19 protein-coding genes and 1 pseudogene are annotated in these 20002 nt (G+C 33.2%); 5 read left to right on the top strand and 15 right to left on the bottom strand.

Features of this window, described 5'->3' with window-relative positions; genetic code table 11:
• Positions 1-749: 749 nt before the first annotated feature.
• Complete coding sequence (locus CD29_RS18140) at positions 750-1214, bottom strand: putative iron-sulfur cluster-binding metallochaperone (RefSeq protein ID WP_036190075.1); 465 nt, start codon at positions 1212-1214, stop codon at positions 750-752.
• A 307-nt stretch (positions 1215-1521) separates the two neighbouring features.
• On the opposite strand from CD29_RS18140, the gene CD29_RS18145 reads away from it, so the two are divergent.
• The 5 genes from CD29_RS18145 to CD29_RS18165 all read left to right on the top strand — a co-directional run bounded on the left by CD29_RS18145 (position 1522) and on the right by CD29_RS18165 (position 6073).
• Complete coding sequence (locus CD29_RS18145) at positions 1522-1818, top strand: metal-sensing transcriptional repressor (protein WP_036190077.1); 297 nt, start codon at positions 1522-1524, stop codon at positions 1816-1818.
• Positions 1819-1859: 41 nt separating this feature from the next.
• Complete coding sequence (locus CD29_RS18150) at positions 1860-3215, top strand: MATE family efflux transporter (protein ID WP_408056634.1); 1356 nt, start codon at positions 1860-1862, stop codon at positions 3213-3215.
• Positions 3216-3364: 149 nt separating this feature from the next.
• Positions 3365-4384 carry a metal ABC transporter solute-binding protein, Zn/Mn family gene (locus tag CD29_RS18155; protein ID WP_036190079.1) on the top strand — a complete coding sequence of 340 codons (1020 nt, stop codon included), beginning with the start codon at positions 3365-3367 and terminating at the stop codon, positions 4382-4384.
• 424 nt (positions 4385-4808) lie between these two features.
• The gene (locus CD29_RS18160; protein WP_036190081.1) at positions 4809-5249 is read left to right on the top strand and encodes a hypothetical protein; all 441 of its coding nucleotides are present in this window, start codon (positions 4809-4811) and stop codon (positions 5247-5249) included.
• Positions 5250-5251: 2 nt separating this feature from the next.
• Positions 5252-6073 carry a hypothetical protein gene (locus CD29_RS18165; protein WP_036190083.1) on the top strand — a complete coding sequence of 274 codons (822 nt, stop codon included), beginning with the start codon at positions 5252-5254 and terminating at the stop codon, positions 6071-6073.
• 564 nt (positions 6074-6637) lie between these two features.
• On the opposite strand, the gene CD29_RS18175 is transcribed toward CD29_RS18165, so the two are convergent.
• The 14 genes and pseudogenes from CD29_RS18175 to CD29_RS20765 form a co-directional block, all read right to left on the bottom strand.
• On the bottom strand, positions 6638-7993 hold the full coding sequence (locus CD29_RS18175; RefSeq protein WP_036190107.1) for an FAD-dependent oxidoreductase: 1356 nt from the start codon (positions 7991-7993) through the stop codon (positions 6638-6640).
• Positions 7994-8082: 89 nt separating this feature from the next.
• Positions 8083-8529: a MarR family winged helix-turn-helix transcriptional regulator gene (locus tag CD29_RS18180; protein ID WP_036190087.1), complete on the bottom strand. Its 447-nt coding sequence runs from the start codon at positions 8527-8529 to the stop codon at positions 8083-8085.
• Between the two features lie 73 nt (positions 8530-8602).
• Entirely contained in the window at positions 8603-9844 is a 1242-nt protein-coding gene (locus tag CD29_RS18185; protein ID WP_036190089.1) for an MFS transporter, read from the bottom strand.
• Between the two features lie 312 nt (positions 9845-10156).
• Positions 10157-10438 carry a Fe-S cluster assembly protein HesB gene (locus CD29_RS18190; protein WP_036190091.1) on the bottom strand — a complete coding sequence of 94 codons (282 nt, stop codon included), beginning with the start codon at positions 10436-10438 and terminating at the stop codon, positions 10157-10159.
• On the bottom strand, positions 10428-12200 hold the full coding sequence (arsA, locus tag CD29_RS18195) for an arsenical pump-driving ATPase (protein ID WP_036190093.1): 1773 nt from the start codon (positions 12198-12200) through the stop codon (positions 10428-10430). The genes CD29_RS18190 and arsA overlap by 11 nt, the downstream gene beginning before the upstream one ends.
• Positions 12201-12202: 2 nt before the next feature.
• A complete protein-coding gene (gene arsD / locus CD29_RS18200) occupies positions 12203-12562 on the bottom strand; it encodes an arsenite efflux transporter metallochaperone ArsD (protein ID WP_036190095.1) in 360 nt (119 codons plus the stop codon).
• A 42-nt stretch (positions 12563-12604) separates the two neighbouring features.
• Entirely contained in the window at positions 12605-12934 is a 330-nt protein-coding gene (locus CD29_RS18205) for an ArsR/SmtB family transcription factor (protein ID WP_036190110.1), read from the bottom strand.
• Between the two features lie 151 nt (positions 12935-13085).
• Entirely contained in the window at positions 13086-13514 is a 429-nt protein-coding gene (locus CD29_RS18210) for a protein-tyrosine phosphatase family protein (protein WP_036190097.1), read from the bottom strand.
• A 126-nt stretch (positions 13515-13640) separates the two neighbouring features.
• Positions 13641-14063 (bottom strand): arsenate reductase (thioredoxin), encoded by a 423-nt coding sequence (arsC, locus tag CD29_RS18215; RefSeq protein ID WP_036190099.1) that lies wholly within the window; start codon positions 14061-14063, stop codon positions 13641-13643.
• 37 nt (positions 14064-14100) lie between these two features.
• Positions 14101-14349 (bottom strand): helix-turn-helix domain-containing protein, encoded by a 249-nt coding sequence (locus CD29_RS20755; RefSeq protein WP_235801869.1) that lies wholly within the window; start codon positions 14347-14349, stop codon positions 14101-14103.
• Positions 14350-14388: 39 nt separating this feature from the next.
• Positions 14389-14790, bottom strand: a pseudogene (gene arsC / locus CD29_RS20760) (arsenate reductase (thioredoxin)); the annotation flags it as partial.
• 13 nt (positions 14791-14803) lie between these two features.
• On the bottom strand, positions 14804-16099 hold the full coding sequence (locus tag CD29_RS18230; RefSeq protein ID WP_036190102.1) for an arsenic transporter: 1296 nt from the start codon (positions 16097-16099) through the stop codon (positions 14804-14806).
• A 129-nt stretch (positions 16100-16228) separates the two neighbouring features.
• Positions 16229-16438: a hypothetical protein gene (locus CD29_RS20895; protein ID WP_328286499.1), complete on the bottom strand. Its 210-nt coding sequence runs from the start codon at positions 16436-16438 to the stop codon at positions 16229-16231.
• 523 nt (positions 16439-16961) lie between these two features.
• Positions 16962-19517, bottom strand: coding sequence for a Spaf_1101 family AAA-like ATPase (locus CD29_RS20765; protein WP_036190103.1), 2556 nt, complete (start codon positions 19515-19517; stop codon positions 16962-16964).
• Positions 19518-20002 lie beyond the last annotated feature (485 nt).

A 20002-nucleotide genomic window follows, 5' to 3' on the forward strand; every position in this document is an offset into this window, starting at 1 on the left:
TAGGAAGCCCAGCCATCCTATCGCATAGATGTTTTTTACTTGATGAGTTAAAAACTTTCTTGTGAATGGAATTCCTAAAGTCAACATACATAAAAAGTTTATACACTTATAATATACAAACAATTGTGTCTCTTTTGAGTTAATTCAAATCAAAAAGACATGGAATATTTCCATGCCTTTTGATTCTTTATAAAGTCTATTAGATAAAAGACTAAATCACTTTCCTTCTTTCCCTCCACTTTACAAAGATAAAATTACGCTAGTAATATTACTTACATAACATATCAAGTCTAAAATTACAGGGCTATTGTTACAAAGGTAAAATTACTGGTTTCAAATAACCCAGGTAAGTTTACACAAGTAACCTAAGAACCGAGATACCATCTTTTATTATATTGCCAAATTTAAAAACCCTTCAATGGCGATTTATCAGCCTTCTCCCCCTCGGTTTTTGGTTAGGTTGTCGATCGAAAACCTAACCAAAAACCGAGAAGAATATGAGTCTCTAGCCATAAAACCGAGAAAAGAAACCTTGATATAAAATAAAAAACTAGAGCCTATAAATAACAGTTCGCGTTGAAGAGGAGAAAAATACTAAATGCAATGTAAATAACACACCAATTAACATTCAATTTAACATTAAATTAGCAATGTAGATGGCAAGCAAAAACGCTCAGTAGTTTAATCTGAGCGTTTTTCGTATAAATTACTATTCTTCTTCAACTAACGCCCCCATTAGTAAAAAATATTTAAAGACTTTTTATAAATTTTGTTACATTCCCCATACAACAACTACCTTGTGGGTTATTTACCTCACAACCACAACGATTTTCTTTTACATTTTGTTTAATATGTTCCAATGGCTTTGAAGCAAGTCCATCTTCCACATATTGATTGATTTTTTCTCTAGTCCATTCAAAACAATAACAAATGGGTACAGTAAGAGAATCGTCTTTTTGAAAAACTGGAACTTTGATTTCAAATTTTGAGTATGTTTTTTGGTCTGTATCAAAGTACACTACATCACATTCCTCTGAATTACAGAAAAAGTGTACTAAATTAGGGTTTAAAGAATCTAATACTGATGGCTTTAACATGGCTTTCAACGTGATTATTTTTACTTTCTTACTTTTTTTCTTACATGATGGACAATTTTCAGAAACATTAGTTTCAGAAATCAGTTCCTTTGTATTGGTTGAACAACAGTCAGACATACGTTACACCTTCCAACTCAATTTAATAAATAAATTATAACATTTTAATTCAACTATTCTGCCTCGTTAGTTCAATTACTTCAACAAAAAAGACCGTTAATCCTCTTTGATCTACGCCCTCGTTAGTTAAGTGTAATTCTTCATACTTAGTAATTACAATCTACCGAATAAAATTCCCTCTCGATTATTGCAATTAGTATTACAACTTTTTACCTTTACTTAATATTCATTTCAAAATATTCTTAAAAATCCACAGTGACACATCCCCCCTGGGGGGTTATTATTGAATTGAAAGGAGGATATATTTATGAAATCTGACCATGAACATCAACATCACCATGAACACAAGCATCGCAAAAGCATTGTAAATCGATTAGCTAGAATTGAGGGGCATGTAAGAGCTGTAAAACAAATGGCTTTGGATGATCGGGATTGTCCAGATATTCTATTGCAAATTGCCGCTATCAGAAAAGCTTTAGATAATACTGCCAAATTAGTTTTAACTGATCATTTAGAGTCTTGTTTAGTGGATGCTGTACACGAAGGAAATGAAGAAAAAGTATTGCAAGATATTAAGAATTCACTTGATAGTTTTATTCGATAGGTATTAGTTCTATTTATTCTTACTGAAAGAAGGAACAAATTTTGGCTATTGGGGATACAATTCATCAAAAAACAACAAAACAAAAAGTGTTAATTATTCTTACATTAGCGATTCCAGCAATAATTGAAAATATACTTCAAACTCTTGTAGGTTTTGTGGATACGTTGTTCGTATCAAAACTTGGTTTAAACGAAGTAACTGCGGTTGGAGTTGCAAATACAATTATCGCTGTTTATATCGCTATTTTTCTAGCAATAGGTGTTGGGGCGTCTTCTCTTATTGCAAGAAGTGTTGGGGCTGGCGATTTGGAAAAAGCAAAAGCTGTTGCTAAACAATCTACATGGATTTCCATTGCCGTTGGATTATTATTCGGAATTATTTCATACTTTTTTGCAGAACCACTACTTAAAGTAATGGGTGCAGAACAACAAGTCATGGATCATGCTATTATTTACTTCCGTATTGTAGCAGTACCTTCCATCTTCATTTCACTAATGACTGTCTTTGGTAGCGTTCTAAGAGCAGCTGGTGATACAAAAACGCCAATGAAAGTAAGCTTATGGATTAATGTGATTCATATCGCACTCGATTATATTTTAATTTTTGGTATACTCGGGTTTACTGGATTAGGTGTAGCAGGTGCAGCTTTTGCAACAGTCCTTGTAAGGATAATTGGTACAATTGCACTCTATCGATATATCCAAAAATCAGATATTAGTTTTTCCCTCTTTAAAAATACCACTGAAGAAACAAAGCAATATATAAGTCCGTTATTAAAACTTGCAACTCCTACTGCAATCGAACGTTTGATTATGCGTTTAGGACAAGTTTTATACTTCGGACTAATTGTTCATATTGGGACTGAAACTTTCGCTGCTCATAGCATTGCAGGTAGTATAGAGTCATTTTCCTATATGCCTGGTTACGGATTAGCTATTGCAGCAACGACATTAGTAGGACAAAGTATTGGTGCGAATCAATTTAAAGATGCATATCAATACGGGATGTTAACAACTGGCATTGGGATTGTCATAATGTCGATAGGAGGTCTATTTTTATTTTTCCTTTCTCCTTGGTTTGCAAGCTGGTTTACCAATGAACAAACGGCAATTGATATGGTCGTGACAGCTCTTAGAATTGATGCGTTTGCTCAACCTGCGTTAGCCGTAGGACTGATTTTAGCTGGTGCTTTACAGGGGATGGGCGATACAAAAAGTCCTATGTATAGTACAGCTATTGGTATGTGGGTAATTCGAATTGTTGGTGTTTACATTTTAGGAATACATCTTGAGATGGGGATAGCTGGAGTTTGGTTATCCATCGCAATTGATTTATTTGTCAGAGCAATTTTCTTATTCTTTAAGTTTAATAGTCATTTCAAAAAAATAAATAATTAATTACCTGGGAAAAGTTAATAAAATTTTATGGAATCCACTATTATTCTTTTAGTGGATTTTTTTATGAAATTAAGTGTTGCAATTTAAGATAAGTTTGTTTATTATTCTACTAGTAAATAGTAATCATTACTATTTGGAAGGAGAAATAAATGAAAAAATATTTAATGTTACTAATGGTTCTTTGCTTTACCCTGTTAGCTGCATGCAGTAATTCAACCGTTCAGGAAAAAGAGTCAAATGAAAATGCACAAGGACAAACAAAATTAAAAGTATACACAACGGTATATCCATTAACTTATTTTACGGAACGTATTGGTGGAGAGTTTGTAGAAGTGTCATCTGTTTATCCTCCAGGTGCAAATGAGCATTCATTTGAGCCAACTCAACAAGATATGATTAAGCTAGCAGAATCAGACTTGCTATTTTACATCGGTTTTGGGCTAGAAGGTTTTGTTGAAAGTGCAAAAGAGACTTTAAAAAATGAAAATGTGGAGTTTGTGGCGACAACAGCCAATGTCCCTGAGGAAAAGCTGAATATTAGCACTGGCGATTCACATGATGAACACGCTGAGGAAGGTGAAGATGCGCACGCCGATGAAGAAGTGACGAGCGAATCCGAAGATGAACACGCAGAAGGTGGAGAAATCGATGCACATGTGTGGCTTTCTACATCTATTTCTGCTGATATTGCATTATCCATTAAAGATGCTCTAATAGAAAAAATGCCAGATCGGGCTGAAACATTTGAAGCTAATTATCAAACTTTAGTACAAGAATTAGAAACGTTAGATGACCAGTTTAAAGAGATGGTAGCTCAAGCTGACTCACGTACTTTCTTTGTTTCACATGCTGCTTTTGGTTATATTGCTGGGGAATATGGTTTGCAACAAGTATCGATTGCTGGACTGAACTCGCAAAATGAACCGTCGCAACAAGAATTAATGGAAGTGGTGGCGTTAGCAGAGGATTTAGGTATTAAATATATTTTATTCGAGCAAAATGTTTCGTCGAAATTAGCTGAAATCATCCAATCTGAAATTGGTGCTGAAGCGTTGACATTGCATAACCTCAGTGTTCTTACACAAGAAGATATTGCGAATAACGAAACATACTTCTCATTAATGGAACGAAATATTGAAACTTTAAGTAAAGCGTTGGAGAATAAATAATCTCCAAATTAAATAACTTAATATGATTAGATATGTATTAAAACTCGTTACAAATTGTAACGAGTTTTAATATTTTTATGTAAGATACTCTTCAAAATAATCCTTCAGTCCCGAGAGGAATGTTCCATCCACAATTTAAAAACATTTCTTCAACAAATCTGCCCCGTTAGTAAAAATTATTACTCAACGCTTCTACTATGTATTTTGCTCTTTTCAAAAGCATGGGAATAATAGAGAAAAATAAGAAGATTAATAGATTGCAAACAAGAGTTGCAGAACTGTCAAAAGTATTACAAACTATAAAACCTGTAATGGATATTACGACACGTTAATGACTAGACAAAATTATAGCTAGTGTTCGTAGATAGATATATTGAACACCCTCCCCGATTAGGATATAATTACCAAAAAGGGAGGGAATAAAATGGAATACTATACATCTATTTCAAAATCTAGCGATGAAGATAACTGTGTATCATTTAATTGTCCTCACTGTAATGAACGGTTCAAGTTAGAAGTGAATGAATTTGAAGAATTTGAGGGGGATAAGTTATATTGCCCAAGCTGCGGATTACATGGTGAGATTAGTGAGTTTTATTCTGACGATATGATGGAGGCAGCAGAAGTTGAAGCAATGAACATGGCTAAAGATTTGATTAATAATATGTTTAAAGGGTTAAGCAAAAAAAGCTCTAAAAATGTACGAATAAAAGCCACACCATTGAAAAAAGATACATCACCGACACTTTATGAAAAAGATGACCTAGAACTATTTAAAACAGACTGTTGCCAAAGGATTATTAAAATAAACCCTATCTCGTATTCCATTAAACCTTATTGTCCTTATTGCGGAGGTATTTCATAACTATGAATAAGATTATTGACCACAAAGCATTCAACATTACTTCATTAAAATTCAGAGATGTATCTTCTACTTTATTAAACTCCACAAATGATGTTGAAGCTGATAGAGCTTTAAAAAAATTTTTACATTTTATTAATAACGAGACTTTGATTTATGATTTTATTGCAAAACACAATACAACAACTTTTGATATGATTGAAATAACAAAAGCTAGAGGTTATCATGATAAATTTGATATACCGCTTGATGATAGCGAAGAAGTCGCTTTTATCTACCAACTTCTTCAATATGTTTGCGAAAACAACATTCGCTATTCATCTATTGCATTCGGATATGGAACGTCCAATAAATATAGAGATATGATTCGGGAATTTAATCGTGAAGTTACTCAAATCCTGTATAGTCGAATTAATAGGTATCTAAGGGAGCTGGAAATTGGGATGGGTTTAAATGAAAAACAAGGCGGCATTGTAATTAACCAGGGTTCGAACGGTCAATTAATTATGGCCAAGCACGGAAATGTTCAAGCTACTCAAAACAACACAACATCTAGCAACGAGGAATTATTAACTGTGATTCAATCGTTGATCACTGAATTAAAGACCAACCCTGTTGGTGACACTGCATTACAAGAAGATATCTTGGATGATTTACAAGATATTGCTGACGCTACACAAAATGGAGAGCAACCTAGAAAAAGTTTAATTCGTAGGGGTTTGGAAAAAATGAAACTAATTAATGAAGTGTCAAAGGAAGGATCTACACTTGCTCTTAATGCTCAACGCGTCATGACTTACTTAGATCAACTACAAATTCCGATGTAATACAGAAAGTCACTTGTTTTAATTTATAACTCGTTCAGTTCTGTGGTACAAACATTCGAAATAGAATTCAAATTAGTAAAATATTAACATGTAAATTAACACTGTAATCGACAGTATAATTAGCAATCATTTTAACAAAGTAAAAGGACTTAGATCTAAAGTAAACTAAGTCCTTTTACTATTATTTCAGTATTTGGATATTTAACATAAGTCCCCTTTAGTTCAAAGCTTTAACAAAAAGCATTAATTCCTTTTTGATTAATGCCTCTGTTACTATAAAACTAATTTTAAAAAATCCAATTTTCTAATGAGGTATTTTGAGAACTCAAAAAATTTCAATCTTCATAACACTATCTATTACTTTTTCCTAAGATAATTCTTTCAGAGCCTTCAAAAAATTAGAATAGGTGTATTTTCCAAATGATTGAACATCTCTTTTAAAGAAATGTATCTCCATATGTTCCTTAGCTTGATCCAAAGAACATTGTTTAGCGTTCATAACAAGCTTTAAATATGAAACAAAATACTCCTTCGATAATTTCCCGCCACTATTAACAATCACCATTATGCTCCACAACATGAAGATGAGCTTTGAGTAACTAAGTTAATACTACATACCCCAGTTTCAGGCAATTCAAGTTCTACCTTTTTTGATGCCTCAATATCACCTGCTAAATAGGCAACAACCGAACGAATTTGTTCATAACCTGTTGCCATTAGGAAAGTAGGCGCTCTGCCATAGCTCTTCATCCCAACAATATAGAAGTTTTTCTCAGGTTGTCTTAATATTTCTTCTCCGTGAGGACGAACTGTTCCACAACTATGAAGGTTTGGATCAATGAGTGGAGATAGTGCTTCTACACTTTCCGTTCCAGCATCAACACTTAATCTAATTTCACGTAGGTAAGAAAAGTCAGGTCTACTTCCAGTGTTCGTGATTATTTCATCAATTCCAGATAGTTTGTAATCAGAACCTTTATATTCACCCCTCAACTCAATACCATCATTCGTTTTATTTAATTGATGAATATTAAATGGTGTAATTACTTGAACTTGCCCAGCATCAACTAATTGATGAATTCTACGCCCCAATGCCCCTCTTGCTTCAAGCGCATCCTTTTCCTCACCACCATAGGCATTCTCAACTTTTTTCTTTCTCATTATCCAATAAATTTCTACATCGTTACCTAGTTCAGAAAGTTCTAATATTGTATTGATTGCTGAGTGTCCTCCCCCAACTACTGCAACTCTTTTACCAATGTATCTTTCGCGTTGACCTCCTTGAATATTTGGAATGCCGTAGAAAATATGATCCTGTAAATTTCGCTCTTCTGATGTCCAAATATTATCCGCATTGACAGGGTTAGGTTGTGACCATGTTCCAGTTGCATCAATAACTGCCTTTGCCTCAACTCTTTTTGTAATGCCTTGTTGTTCAATATATAGAACAAAAGATGTTTGATCACGACCTGAATCTTTCATCTTATCCAAACCCTTTTTGCTGATTGAGACGACTTTTGAGTTTAATTCAAGACGTTCTTGAATTTCAGGTAAATTTGCAAATGGTTCTAAATATAGTTCAACTAATTCCTTACCTGTTGGTAGCGTCTCAGCAGAAGGAGCTTCCCACCCATTTTTTGTTAATAGTTTTTTAGCAACTTTATCAATGTTATATTGCCAAGGTGAAAACAAACGGACATGGCTCCATTCATTAATATTACTTCCAACTTGTTTACCCGCTTCTAAAAGTATAAATTTTTGACCTCGCTCAACTAAGTGCGCAGCTGCTGCTAACCCTACTGGGCCAGCCCCAATAACAGCAATTGGTAATTCGTTTAAATCATTTTTCAAGCTTGTAGCTTCTTCAGTTTTAGCCCCACAACATTCTTGTAGGTTTAAAAATTCTAATTTATTTTCCATCATAGTAAAACCTCCATTTTATTAGTTATTGATTTATTTACTTGCAAATTGCAAGTATTGTTTAAAAATAAAAGCAAGATTGCTCTTGCCTAATATAACGGTGTACAACAAACTGAGGATTTTGACATCGCCTCGTTTAACAACTGAAGTGAACGAATGACAGTTTCTCTTTCAAATTCGTTCAAATGGGAAAATACTTCATCTAAATAGGCATTCATAGAATGATCAATACTAGTTGCCACGAATTTCCCTTGTGTTGTAAGACTTAATAACGAAACACGTTTATCTTGTGATGAAGGTGTTTTTTTTACTAATTCCATTTTTACCAATGTTTGAATTTGTCTACTGAACGTTGTTATATCCATTGCCAACGTTTCAGCGATCTGCTGCATGGACGGAGTATTTTGTTTATCAATTTCATAGAGTATATGACTTTGAACAGTTGAAATGTCAAACCCGCCAACTGAGCAGCAATTTTTATTTAGTAATCCAAATCTTCGTGTTAGTACATGAAAGATTTCACGTTTATTTTCCATCTTTCCACCTCTTAATAATATATATACTTTACTTACTTGCATAATGCAAGTTATTTTTAATGAATTTTTATTTTTAAAAGTTTAGATGCTCTCTCTTCTGACGTTCTCTCAAATATGATGGTAGCCATAAGAAAGCTAAAATAAGAAAAATCCCTGCTCCGCTTAAATAAATGTATGATAATCCATTATCCAAGCCTAGCAAAATAAAACTAATAAATGGCCCAATTGAAGCCCCTAAATCTTGAACTATCGAATACGTTGTAAGAAATGAAACAACATTTGTCTTTTTCGATGCATCCAAAGCAATTGCGTCCACAATAGTAGTTAGTGCAGTTGCTCCTATTAGTACAATAAAGATGATCATAATGAATAGAATTATTGGAACGTTACTTGATAACATACCAAAAGTGATACTAGTAATGATTAAAGAAAATAATAATAATGGTATCCTTCCCCTTTGCCCATCAGACCAATGTCCAAAGCGTTCTCCTAAAAAAGGTTCCCATACCCATCTAACAGATAAAATAACACCCGCTAAAAATGTAACGTTTAATAAAGTTCCAAATAAGTGAATTCTTTCTCCATGGTGATACTCAAGAATAGAACTTAAAGTGGATATGAGTACCCCTTGAAATAATAAGGTCATACAAAAGCCTGTAATGATAATCGTCAAGTTTCTTCTTGTAATATGATGTATTAATTTAGTTTTCTCATCGGTATTTTCAGAAGTATCCTTGTTCTCTGAAGATCCACTTTTCATATATAATAAGATTAAAGGAAGACCTGTCAGAGTCATACAACCAAATAGAATTGATACTATATCTAGACCGATAATCGGTACTAGAATTCCTCCTGCCAGCATCCCAACTAGACTACCTAAACGATAAATACCGTTGTACAATCCAATTGATTTCCCCCTAGTATTCTCTTCAGCATGAATTGCGACAACAGATAAACCACCAATTTTAAAGAATGACCAAGCAATTCCCCAAATTCCTCGTAATATAATCCAGGCAATAAAACCATTAAATAAACCATAACCTAAAGTGGTTAAACTGCCTAAAATAATTGCAATTATAAATCCAGTTTTAAGTGAGATCTTTTGATATAGCCATCCTATAATTGGATTGAAAGGTAATCGTATAAAACGATTAATCGATAGGAGAACACCTACTTGCCATATGGAGTTAAGTCCCGCTTCTTCCCAAAATATCGGCAAAGCAATGTACAACATTGAATCTCCAAAAAGACTGATCGCTGTAATCACAGCAACAATTACGATCACTTGGGAGTCATTTTTCTTTAATCTGGACATTGTTAAGCTCCCTTTTCAAATATGTAGATAATTACAAATATTAACTTATTTACTTGCGTTATGCAAGTAAATTTTACGATTCGATTTAATATCTGTAACAACAAACATTTTGTTAATACTCTGTATTTAACTATTTTAAAACAATTTCAGAGTGAGATTTCTTTATTTTTTATCTACACGATTTAATCAAATTACTTGAAAGGTACAACTTACTTGAAAAAAGGTTCAATAAAAAAGACATTAACCCTTATAGATTAATGCCCGTTGCTATCGATTGATATCTTGTCTAATCATTTAAGTGTGAAGTTGTCTCTAGCAACTAGTTGGTGTATAACCAATAAGAACTAGACCGATTTCGCCATTTTCTTCTTCTGCATGAATTGTTACGTCTGTTAATTGAGATTCGATACTTGAGTCAATTGCAATATTGATTCCTTCAATAGTTTGTACAGTATCCGTTTCTTGTGCTGCATCTAGTGCTACACTTAAATTCATCCCACAACACCCTTTTACACCGAAGAAGCGTAATGTTTTCACCTCAGCGTCTTCTAATACTTGGTTTAAATAGTTTTTTCCTTCTGAGCTAATTTTCATTTATATTGACTCCTTTTAGTTGATGTAAGCCAAACGTTCCAACTGGTGGCGTTTTTACCCATGGAATAGTTACGAATTGATTATTACTAATGGATTCCACTTCTTTTAGCCACTTTGTTTCAGCTTGTTGTTTTTGCACTAGTGTTGGACTTGTCGTATTAATAGATGTAAATGTTTGATTTACTACCCACCAATCAACCGACAAACCTGCTCGTTGTAAATCTTCTTCTAAACGAATCGCTTCAACTACTGGTGTTGCTTCAGGTAATGTTACAATCGCAACACTTGTATAACTTGCATCACGCAGTCTTGGCAAGAGGTTTGATACAGATACTGGGATGTCACCTTGAGAACGACTAATTTCACGATGATACGCTTCGGTTGCATCAAGTAAAAGTAAAGTGTGTCCAGTTGGTGCTGTATCAATGATAATTACTTCGTCTTGATGCTCTTCTACTACATTTGCAAAGGCTCTGAATACTGCAATTTCCTCTGTACAAGGAGATGCTAAGTCTTCTTTTACAAAGGCTAACCCTTCTTCGTTCATCGTTTCGCTTGCTTTGGCAAGAACTTCAGCCTCATAATATGCAACTTCCTCTTTCGGGTCAATACGACTAACCGTTACATTCTCCACTGCTTCTTCACCAAAAGTCCATTTTAAATGGGCTGCTGGGTCTGTTGTTGTTAGATGGACACGGATGCCTTCTTCTGCTAATCGAAGTGCAATATAAGAGGCAACCGTTGTTTTCCCAACGCCCCCTTTACCCATTGTAAATATGAGTTTCGGTTTACGTTGGATATAATCTGCAATCATTTCCTCGATTTCTGGAATTGTTGTACCTTCTTCTATTATCTTTTCGTGTTTTACTTCCGAATCTGTCATCCAAGCTTGCATACGTTCAATACTTGATAATGAGTAGGGTACAAACGGTAAGTAATATTTATTAAATGGTATTAACTCTTTCGGTATATTTTCTAAGCTTTTCGTTTGTCGTTGAATAAATGCTTGCTCGATTTCGTCATGTGACTCGCCTTGTAATAATCCATTGATTAGTACCATTTGATTTTTCATACCGATTTCATACAATTCATGAGAAGCACGTGCAGCTTCTTTTAATGGATTTGTTTCTGGACGTGTTACAAGCATTAATGTTGTTTGACTTGCATTTGTTAAACGTTCGACTGCCTCTTTATATATTTCACGTTGTGGTTCTAATCCTTTTAATGGCCCTAAGCAAGAAGTACCTGTCGTATTTTCATCTAAAAATGTCGACCATGCAGAAGGAAGTTGTAGTAGACGTAACGTATGACCAGTGGGAGCTGTATCAAAAACGATAATGTCAAATTGATCGATAATAGCAGTATTTGTTAAAAGAGTAGCAAATTCATTGAAGGCAGCGATTTCTACCGTACAAGCACCTGATAATTGTTCCTCCATATTTTGAAGTACAACGTCAGGAAGTTTTCCACGATACGGGCCGACCATTTGTTCTTTATAATTGCTTGCCGCTTGTTCAGGATCTAAATTAAGTGCATATAAATTATTAGTTCCATTTACTTTTGTCGGAGTATTATGCAATGTTTGACCGAAAATATCCTGCAAATTAGAGGCTGGATCTGTACTAATTAAAAGCACTTTTTTTCCTTCACTTGCCATTGTAATCGATAAACTACTTGCAACTGACGTTTTACCAACGCCCCCTTTACCAGTGAAAAATAGAAAAGGTGTTTCAGGAAAATGATCTCTCGTAAAGCGTTCCATGCTTATGCATCCCCTTTAAGCGATAGACGTACTTTTGGTTTCTTAACTAATTCCTCTTCAGATAGTCCAGACCATTCCACAAACTGAGCATTTGTTGGGTAATGCCCTTTACAGATTAATTTACCATCTACAAATGTTGCTGGTAATACATCCATGCCTCCACTTGTAAGCAATGCTTTTACCTCTTCATTTTCGACAAATCTATGTGGGTCGGAAGTTAAATTAAATCTTTCAGCCACTAATCCTGCATTTTTTAAATTGTTTATCACGAATGACAAGCGTAGTAGTTCAGGATTAAAAGAGGGTCCACATAGTCCTGTTGAACAGCACATCGCTTGTTCATAAATTTCGATTTTTTTCATTTTCTTAAGCCCCTTAGCTACAATTTTTATAACGAATGGATTTTAACCCTTATTTCCTTGTACTACTACATGCGTACAGTCTGTCTCACATTTACAAGTAGACATCGGTTCAATTTGTTCTAAAATACCCATCATAAGAGGTGTTTGTTCTTCTACTAATCTATAATGCTTCCAAGTTCCAACTTTTCGCTCAGTAATAATCCCTGCTTCTTTTAATTTACGAAGTTGTTGACTAACTGCTGGTTGGGAGATGCCAAGTACGTCAACAAAATCACAAACACAAACCTCACTATTTTTCAGGCAGGCAAGAAGCTTTATACGGTTTAAATCGGCAACAGCCTTCAATTGTTTTTCTAGTAATGAATTATCCATTTCAGCCATAAGCCTCCTTAATATTCATTTCTTTATATTGCAACTAAACATAAGTATTCACTTATATTATACTACGATTAAAATAATTAGTGAAATTTATTTCCAAGTTAGTTTCTTAATGTCCGATGTGTGTGGATATTTATTTTCTCCACTAAGCATTTGGAAAGATACGTTTTAAAGCGTCCTTCATTTGTGGTTTTACATTAATTTTTGGTCTAGCATTTTTTGCAATATCTTCAGCCTCTTCAATTGTTTCGGCTATTCCAAGAGTCAATAATGTTCCAACCGCGACAGTTCCTGTACGATTACTTCCTCCTTGGCAATGGAAGTAAACCTTTTTGCCTTCATTGAACGCATTTACAACCTTAGCAATTGATTCTTTAATCGATTCATCTTGCTGATCTGCATCATCCACAATTGGACTATGAACTCGATTATAATTAGAGTAATCATTTGTCGCTTCTGCTCTTAAATCATATATAATATCTACTTTTTCATTGGTCATTACATCCTCGATATCATCTGCCCCGCCAATGAAAATACGGTCTTTTATTAATTCATGATAATTTTTTTCTGACATGTTGTTAGCCTCCGATTATATTGTTTACTCCATCCATGCACTTACTCAAATTGACAAAATAAGCATTTACTTATTTAACAATTTTAAAGAATACCAAGAGGCAAAACCCCTTGGTATATTTAATAATTATTTGCCAGTTTCAGCAAATCGTTTTATTCTTTCGCCAACTTCTTCACGAACACGTTGGAAAACTGCCCATCTTTCTTCTTCTGTACCTTGGGCTTTGGCTGGATCATCAAAGCCCCAATGTTCACGTTTAACATGTGGAGGTGTAACTGGACATTTATCTGCTGCATCTCCACATAGTGTTACAACTAAATCAGCGTTATTTAACGTCTCCATATCAATAATGTCTGATGTTTGGTTAGAAATATCAATTCCAATTTCATTCATTGCCTTAACAGCATTTGGGTTTAATCCATGTGCTTCAATTCCTGCACTTTTTATCTCCCATTCATCAGAAGGTAATACATTTTTTGCCCATCCTTCTGCTATTTGGCTTCGACATGAGTTTCCTGTGCATAAAAAGTAGAGTGTTTTTTTCGTCATTTTGTTTATTCTCCTTTGATTTTTCAAAACTAATCAATTATTTTAGTATGTCAGTAAATTCTACGTAATATAAATAATCTAATAAATCTTCATAGTCAACTTCACAAGCCCAAGCTAATCGATGAATAAAGAACTTAGATGGTTCTGTTAAATTCTTTTCTGTTTTAGAAAGATAGTCATCATTCATATTTAATTTATTTGCTAAATCTTGAATGCTTAATCCTTTTTCTTCACGAAGTTGTTGAATGCGCGTTCCAAAATTTTCTTTTCGTTTAAGAATATTCATTCTTGTATTATTAGCATCAAAAGTAGCACCTGTGTCCCCTTGGATAAACTTTATTATAGTTGCTTCAATTTCATCTCTTACTCTTCTAAATTCATTAAGTACCTCTTCCTCGCTACCTCGTGCCTTAGCTGGATCATCAAATGACCAGTGATAATGACCTGCTCTTGGTAAAATAGCGGGACAAGCCTCTTGTGCATCCTTACATAATGTAAAAACAAAATCGACTTGAGTAAGTAATCTTGCACTCACCACGTCTGACGTTTGACTAGTAATATCAATACCTTTTTCTTTCATGACTTCAACTGCTAGTGGATGTAATCCTCTTGGTTCAATTCCTGCACTATAAATATCATACCCGCTTCCTAAATACTTCTTCGCAAACCCCTCTGCCATTTGACTTCTACAAGAATTCCCTATACATAAGAAATAAATTGATGACATGTGTAAACTCTCCTTAGAAAAGCAATAGTGTTAAGAATAAACCTAATAATGTAATAAATAAGATTGGTATAGTTAATACAATACCTGTTTTAAAATAAGTCCCCCATGAGATTTTTACACCTTTTTGAGAAAGGACGTGAAGCCAAACTAATGTTGCCAGCGAACCAATTGGTGTAATTTTTGGACCTAAATCCGATCCAATGACATTTGCATAGATTAACGCCTCTCTTACAATTCCTGTCGTGTTCGTTTCAGCGATTGCTAATGCGTCAATCATTACAGTTGGCATGTTATTCATAACAGAGGATAGAATTGCCGCAATAAAGCCCATTGCCATAGTAGCTGCAAATAATCCTTGTTCAGCAAAACTTTCAATCACACTAGCTAATGAATCCGTTAACCACGCATTTCCTAAACCATAAACAACAACGTACATTCCAATCGAGAAAAATACGATATTCCAAGGCGCCCCTTTAATAACAGCTTTCGTATTCACGACATGACTTCTTCTTGCCATAAGTAAAAAGAAGATAGCAATAATCCCAGCTACAATAGATACTGGAGTGTTAATAAATTCACTTGTAAAGTAACCAATTAATAGTAAGCCAAGGACATACCACGAAAGGTGGAACATTTTTAAATCTTTAATTGCTTCATGTGGATTTTTTAATTTAGTCAAGTCGTAATTTTTAGGAATACTTTTTCTAAAATAAATTAATAAAACCGTGATTGTAGCAACTAGTGAAAATAGGTTTGGAATAATCATTCTTGAAGCATATTCAACGAAGCCAATGCTAAAGAAATCTGCTGATACGATGTTTACTAAGTTACTGACGACGAATGGTAAAGACGTCGTATCTGCTATAAATCCACTCGCCATAATAAATGGGAAAATCATTGCTTCTTTAAAATTCAAATTTCGAACCATCGCTAATACAATCGGTGTTAAAATTAAAGCTGCACCATCGTTTGCAAATAATGCTGCAACGATTGCCCCTAAAATGCTTACATAGACAAACATTTTAATTCCATTACCTTTTGCTGCTCGGGCCATATGTAGTGCTGCCCATTCAAATAATCCAATTTCATCTAAAATTAATGAAATCAAAATGATTGCTACAAACGATAATGTTGCATTCCATGTGATCCCAATTACTTCAGAAATATCTTGAAAATTTACTACACCCACTAATAAAGCGAGTAGGGCTCCGCCACATGCCGTCCAGCCGATGTTTAAGCCCTTTGGCTGCCAAATGACGATAATAAGTGTTGCTAAAAAAATCACTGTTGCTAAAATTGCTGTTACCACTTAAATCACTCTCCCTTAATCACAAATAATACGTAGATATTGTTCTTGCAAATCTTGTAGATAGTAGTCTTGGTTAGGGAAAAGTAGAAATAAACTTTGAATTAAATGGATAATAATCACTATTTCTATTCAATGAATAAATAATCCAATGTCTCTCGTTCCACAAACAAATCCAGCATCTTTCAACTTGCGAACAAGTTGACTGATTGCAGATTGACTCATCAAATATTTCAACAAACTCACATACATAGTAATCATAAGTTTCCTCATTTTAATCATTGTTAAGCGTGTTTTGTCCCCTAATATTTTCAAGATTACTGCTGTTACATCAATTTTCAATACTGATTTTGTAACATAATTACCTTCTGTTGCAATGTAAATTCAATATATAACAATTTAATTATATAGTAATAAACTTATATATAAATTACAACAATTTAATTGTAAACATTTTATTAAGAAAAGGAGGTTTCAATTAATTACAATTTTCTTCCTCATCTAACCTACCCCGTTACTTTAAGGACAAAATTTCAATCTCTTCTAAATTTTAAACTATAATTCCAATTTTCTTTAAATGCATGCTCCACAATATGGCCCGATTGTTGTATAGCATTACTTGCTTTTTTTAACAAGAATTATTAGTAACTTATCGTCAATTACATATTTAAAACAGATATAACAAGAAAATAAAAAAGTAGTAGTAAAGATCACCTGTTTATTCTTTCGTCCGTTATTTGTCCGCAGAATTTTTTATATTGAACTTAATTAACTAAGATGAATAAAATAAACCTGGAAAGCCTTTAATTAATAGAAAAAACGACTCAATTGGTTTGAGTCGTTTTCTATTTGGTTTTCCGTTTCCTTATATATTAAGTATAGTTTTATAATTTTCCATTTTATTTTTAAAAGCAGTTTGTCCACCTTCTAAATGAACTAAAATATACTTCATAAGCATTTGATCGCTTAAATAGCCTTGTTTTATTACCCAACCGTTTCCACCATCAGAATCCATAACTATTACTTGTTCTGCATCAGCATTTGTTACAATGGTAGAATTATGCGTTACAACAATTACTTGTCTGAAATTCTTTATATTCCTTAAGCTTAAAACTAAGTTTTTATAAATATATTGATTATCTAAATTATCTTCGGGTTGATCAATTATTAATGGAGTATTATCATTGCTACATTTACCATATTCCATAATAAAAGTAAGTATAGCTACAACCTGTTGTCCAAGAGACAATTCTTCAATATTTTTAAAGAATACAGGGTTCTGAGTTAACGATTCTTTTGAATTAATATTAAAATGCAAAGTAAAATCATCTGCAATTTCAAAATACTTTCTTAAACAGCTTATAATATTTGTTGGATTAAATAAGATCCAATCTATTATTTTTGTATATATTTTAGCTATACTTCGTTTGTTTACGGGCTCATATTTTTCAATATCCCTAATTTTAGGCGTTTTCGGAACTAATGATTTCATGGGCAGAATATTTTCTAATTTTTCATAGTTTCTTTCAAGTATTGCTTGTATAAATTTAAGTAGCCCTATTCTTTCTACTATTATGTAAGAATAATTTTCAATATCCTCCCAAGTTAGTAAGGTATCCGCAACCTTTTTCTCTTTATCAACATTAAACCAAAATTCTTCTAAATAATATTCTATAAATTTTTCATTTGGAGAGTATATTATTTGAATCAAATTTGAATTTTTGTGATTGAAGTCTTCTATTTTTTCTTTTGCAAGTTGCTGATTCTCTTCACCTTTAATTAATAGTTCAGGTATAGTATTTATCAATAATTGTTTAAATATAGTTTGCTTTTTTGAGAGCAATTGAGTCAAAAATCTCTCATAATAATCCCTATTTATACCATAATACACTGTATCCTTTATAAACTGTCCAACTTCTCCATTATTAACTTTAGAAACGATATTATTAATAGAATAATGTTTTCTATAAACAGCATTTAGGATAAACTTCTTATCATTTTCACTTTTCACTTCAAAAAGAGTATAATTCTTATCATCTATCCAACGTACTTCGAATAATTGTGTCCAATGTGTGGGTAGTGGGATAGTAGAATTCTTTTTAAAACTGGAATCAAAAAAAGCTTTACCAAGAAAGAAACCCCTATCGTTCATGTCATAATTATTGTTAACTTGTGGTAAGAAACGAATTACATAATCAGTATTATTCAAAGTGAAAACAACGAAAATTTTTTCATGAACTGAAATAAATCGTAAATACTTTTCACTTTGTGCTTCCTGAGTCATAACAGTATCTAATATATTCAAAATTGTACTTTTACCAGTTCCTCGACCACCAATAATGCAGGTTAAATCTCTTGAAAAAGTAATTTTAAAGTTGTCTTTGTTAGTATCTGGCTTTTTATTAAGAAATCCCTTTTCCCCTGGATAAACTACTAGACCTTTTATATAGCTATTTGTTGTATTTGGATTTTCAGTATAAATACTAACTTTATAATCTTTAATGGCTTTTTTTAAGGCTGCAAAAGAGATTTCATTAAATTTGATCCATGTATTTCTTTTTCCTATATCATCAATACAATGAGCGTCGCTTTCATGTAGGATACAAAAATCCCCAATTGAACGTTTAGTAAATGAACTTATTTTTGAATTCCAATAATCGGATTGTATATTTGTAAGCCCTAATATTTTCAGATATTCACTTTCAAATAAGGTTTTATTATAAAAGCCTGTACCATTAAAATCAGATGAATTAATATGAGCAATATAACCGATTCCATTAGATTCAGAAATTGATTGAAGTATTGAGTAGCTGGTTTCAAATGTACCTTCACTTCTAGAAAGAATATGGTCATCAACAAACTTTTTTGCCACAGATGGATTTCTTTCATCAAAAATTGCAACAACATGATTACCGTCTGAACATGTTATTTCCAACCCCAACATGATTTTTATATGCTTACGCATTTTCTCTTTATGTTTTATTCTGTTTACAAAATATTCATTATTGGCATAAGCCAGCTTATCAAAACCAGCAGTAGTATTATGATCTGAGACCAGTACAACTTCTATTTTTTCAGAGTAGAGCTTATGAGCAATTAAAATGTAAGATAAATATTCTTTAAAATCCCCATATGGAGCTTTTTTCTCTTGTAAAATTTTTAAGTAAGTTTCGCCCTCAAAATCACCTTGATGCACTTTATTTAGTAACTCTTGATGGCCCTCTTTATTTAAGTATCCAATCATTAAAGCATACTCCAATATTGATTCAATACTCAATGTATCATAACTTTCACCAGCTATTAATCTATAATCATGTGAAGCGGGTGTATGTAAATGGATTTCGCATTTTTTTAAATCTCCATATGTATTTTTGCTTTCTCTAATCGTTTCATAAACATTTATAATGTCTCCATTAATCATTGTAAATAATCCGCCCCTACAATTACCTGTATTTAGTAAATTGAACATTAAATACACTATATATTGTAGCATCGTTTAACACGGGTGGCAAAATAAGGAATCTTTGAATTACTTGATAAGGTTAGCCGAAGAATTTATGAAATGGTATTGTAACAAACCACATAGTTCTTTATTCTTTCTCTTCATCAACCTAACCCGTTAGCCAATATAGCCTAGTTTTAATTGGCAAATATTAGCAAGAGTACCATCGAATTCAAAAATGATTGCTTTTACTACTTTCGTAAGTTTACTAGTGTAATTACCCCTGTACCGAACTGCAAATTAGCTATCCTATCCTTTTGCCGAACTGACTAATTTGCTTTCATTAATTTCCGTTTTGCCTTGTACCGTTAATGCCTTGTCACATATGGGACAAGCCCTTTTTTTCCCCAATCTTAGTTCGGTAAAGGGATAGTTGAGGGATCCCTCAACTATCCCTTTACCGA

Source organism: Ureibacillus manganicus DSM 26584, assembly GCF_000772945.1.
In the GTDB taxonomy this organism is placed as follows: domain Bacteria; phylum Bacillota; class Bacilli; order Bacillales_A; family Planococcaceae; genus Ureibacillus; species Ureibacillus manganicus.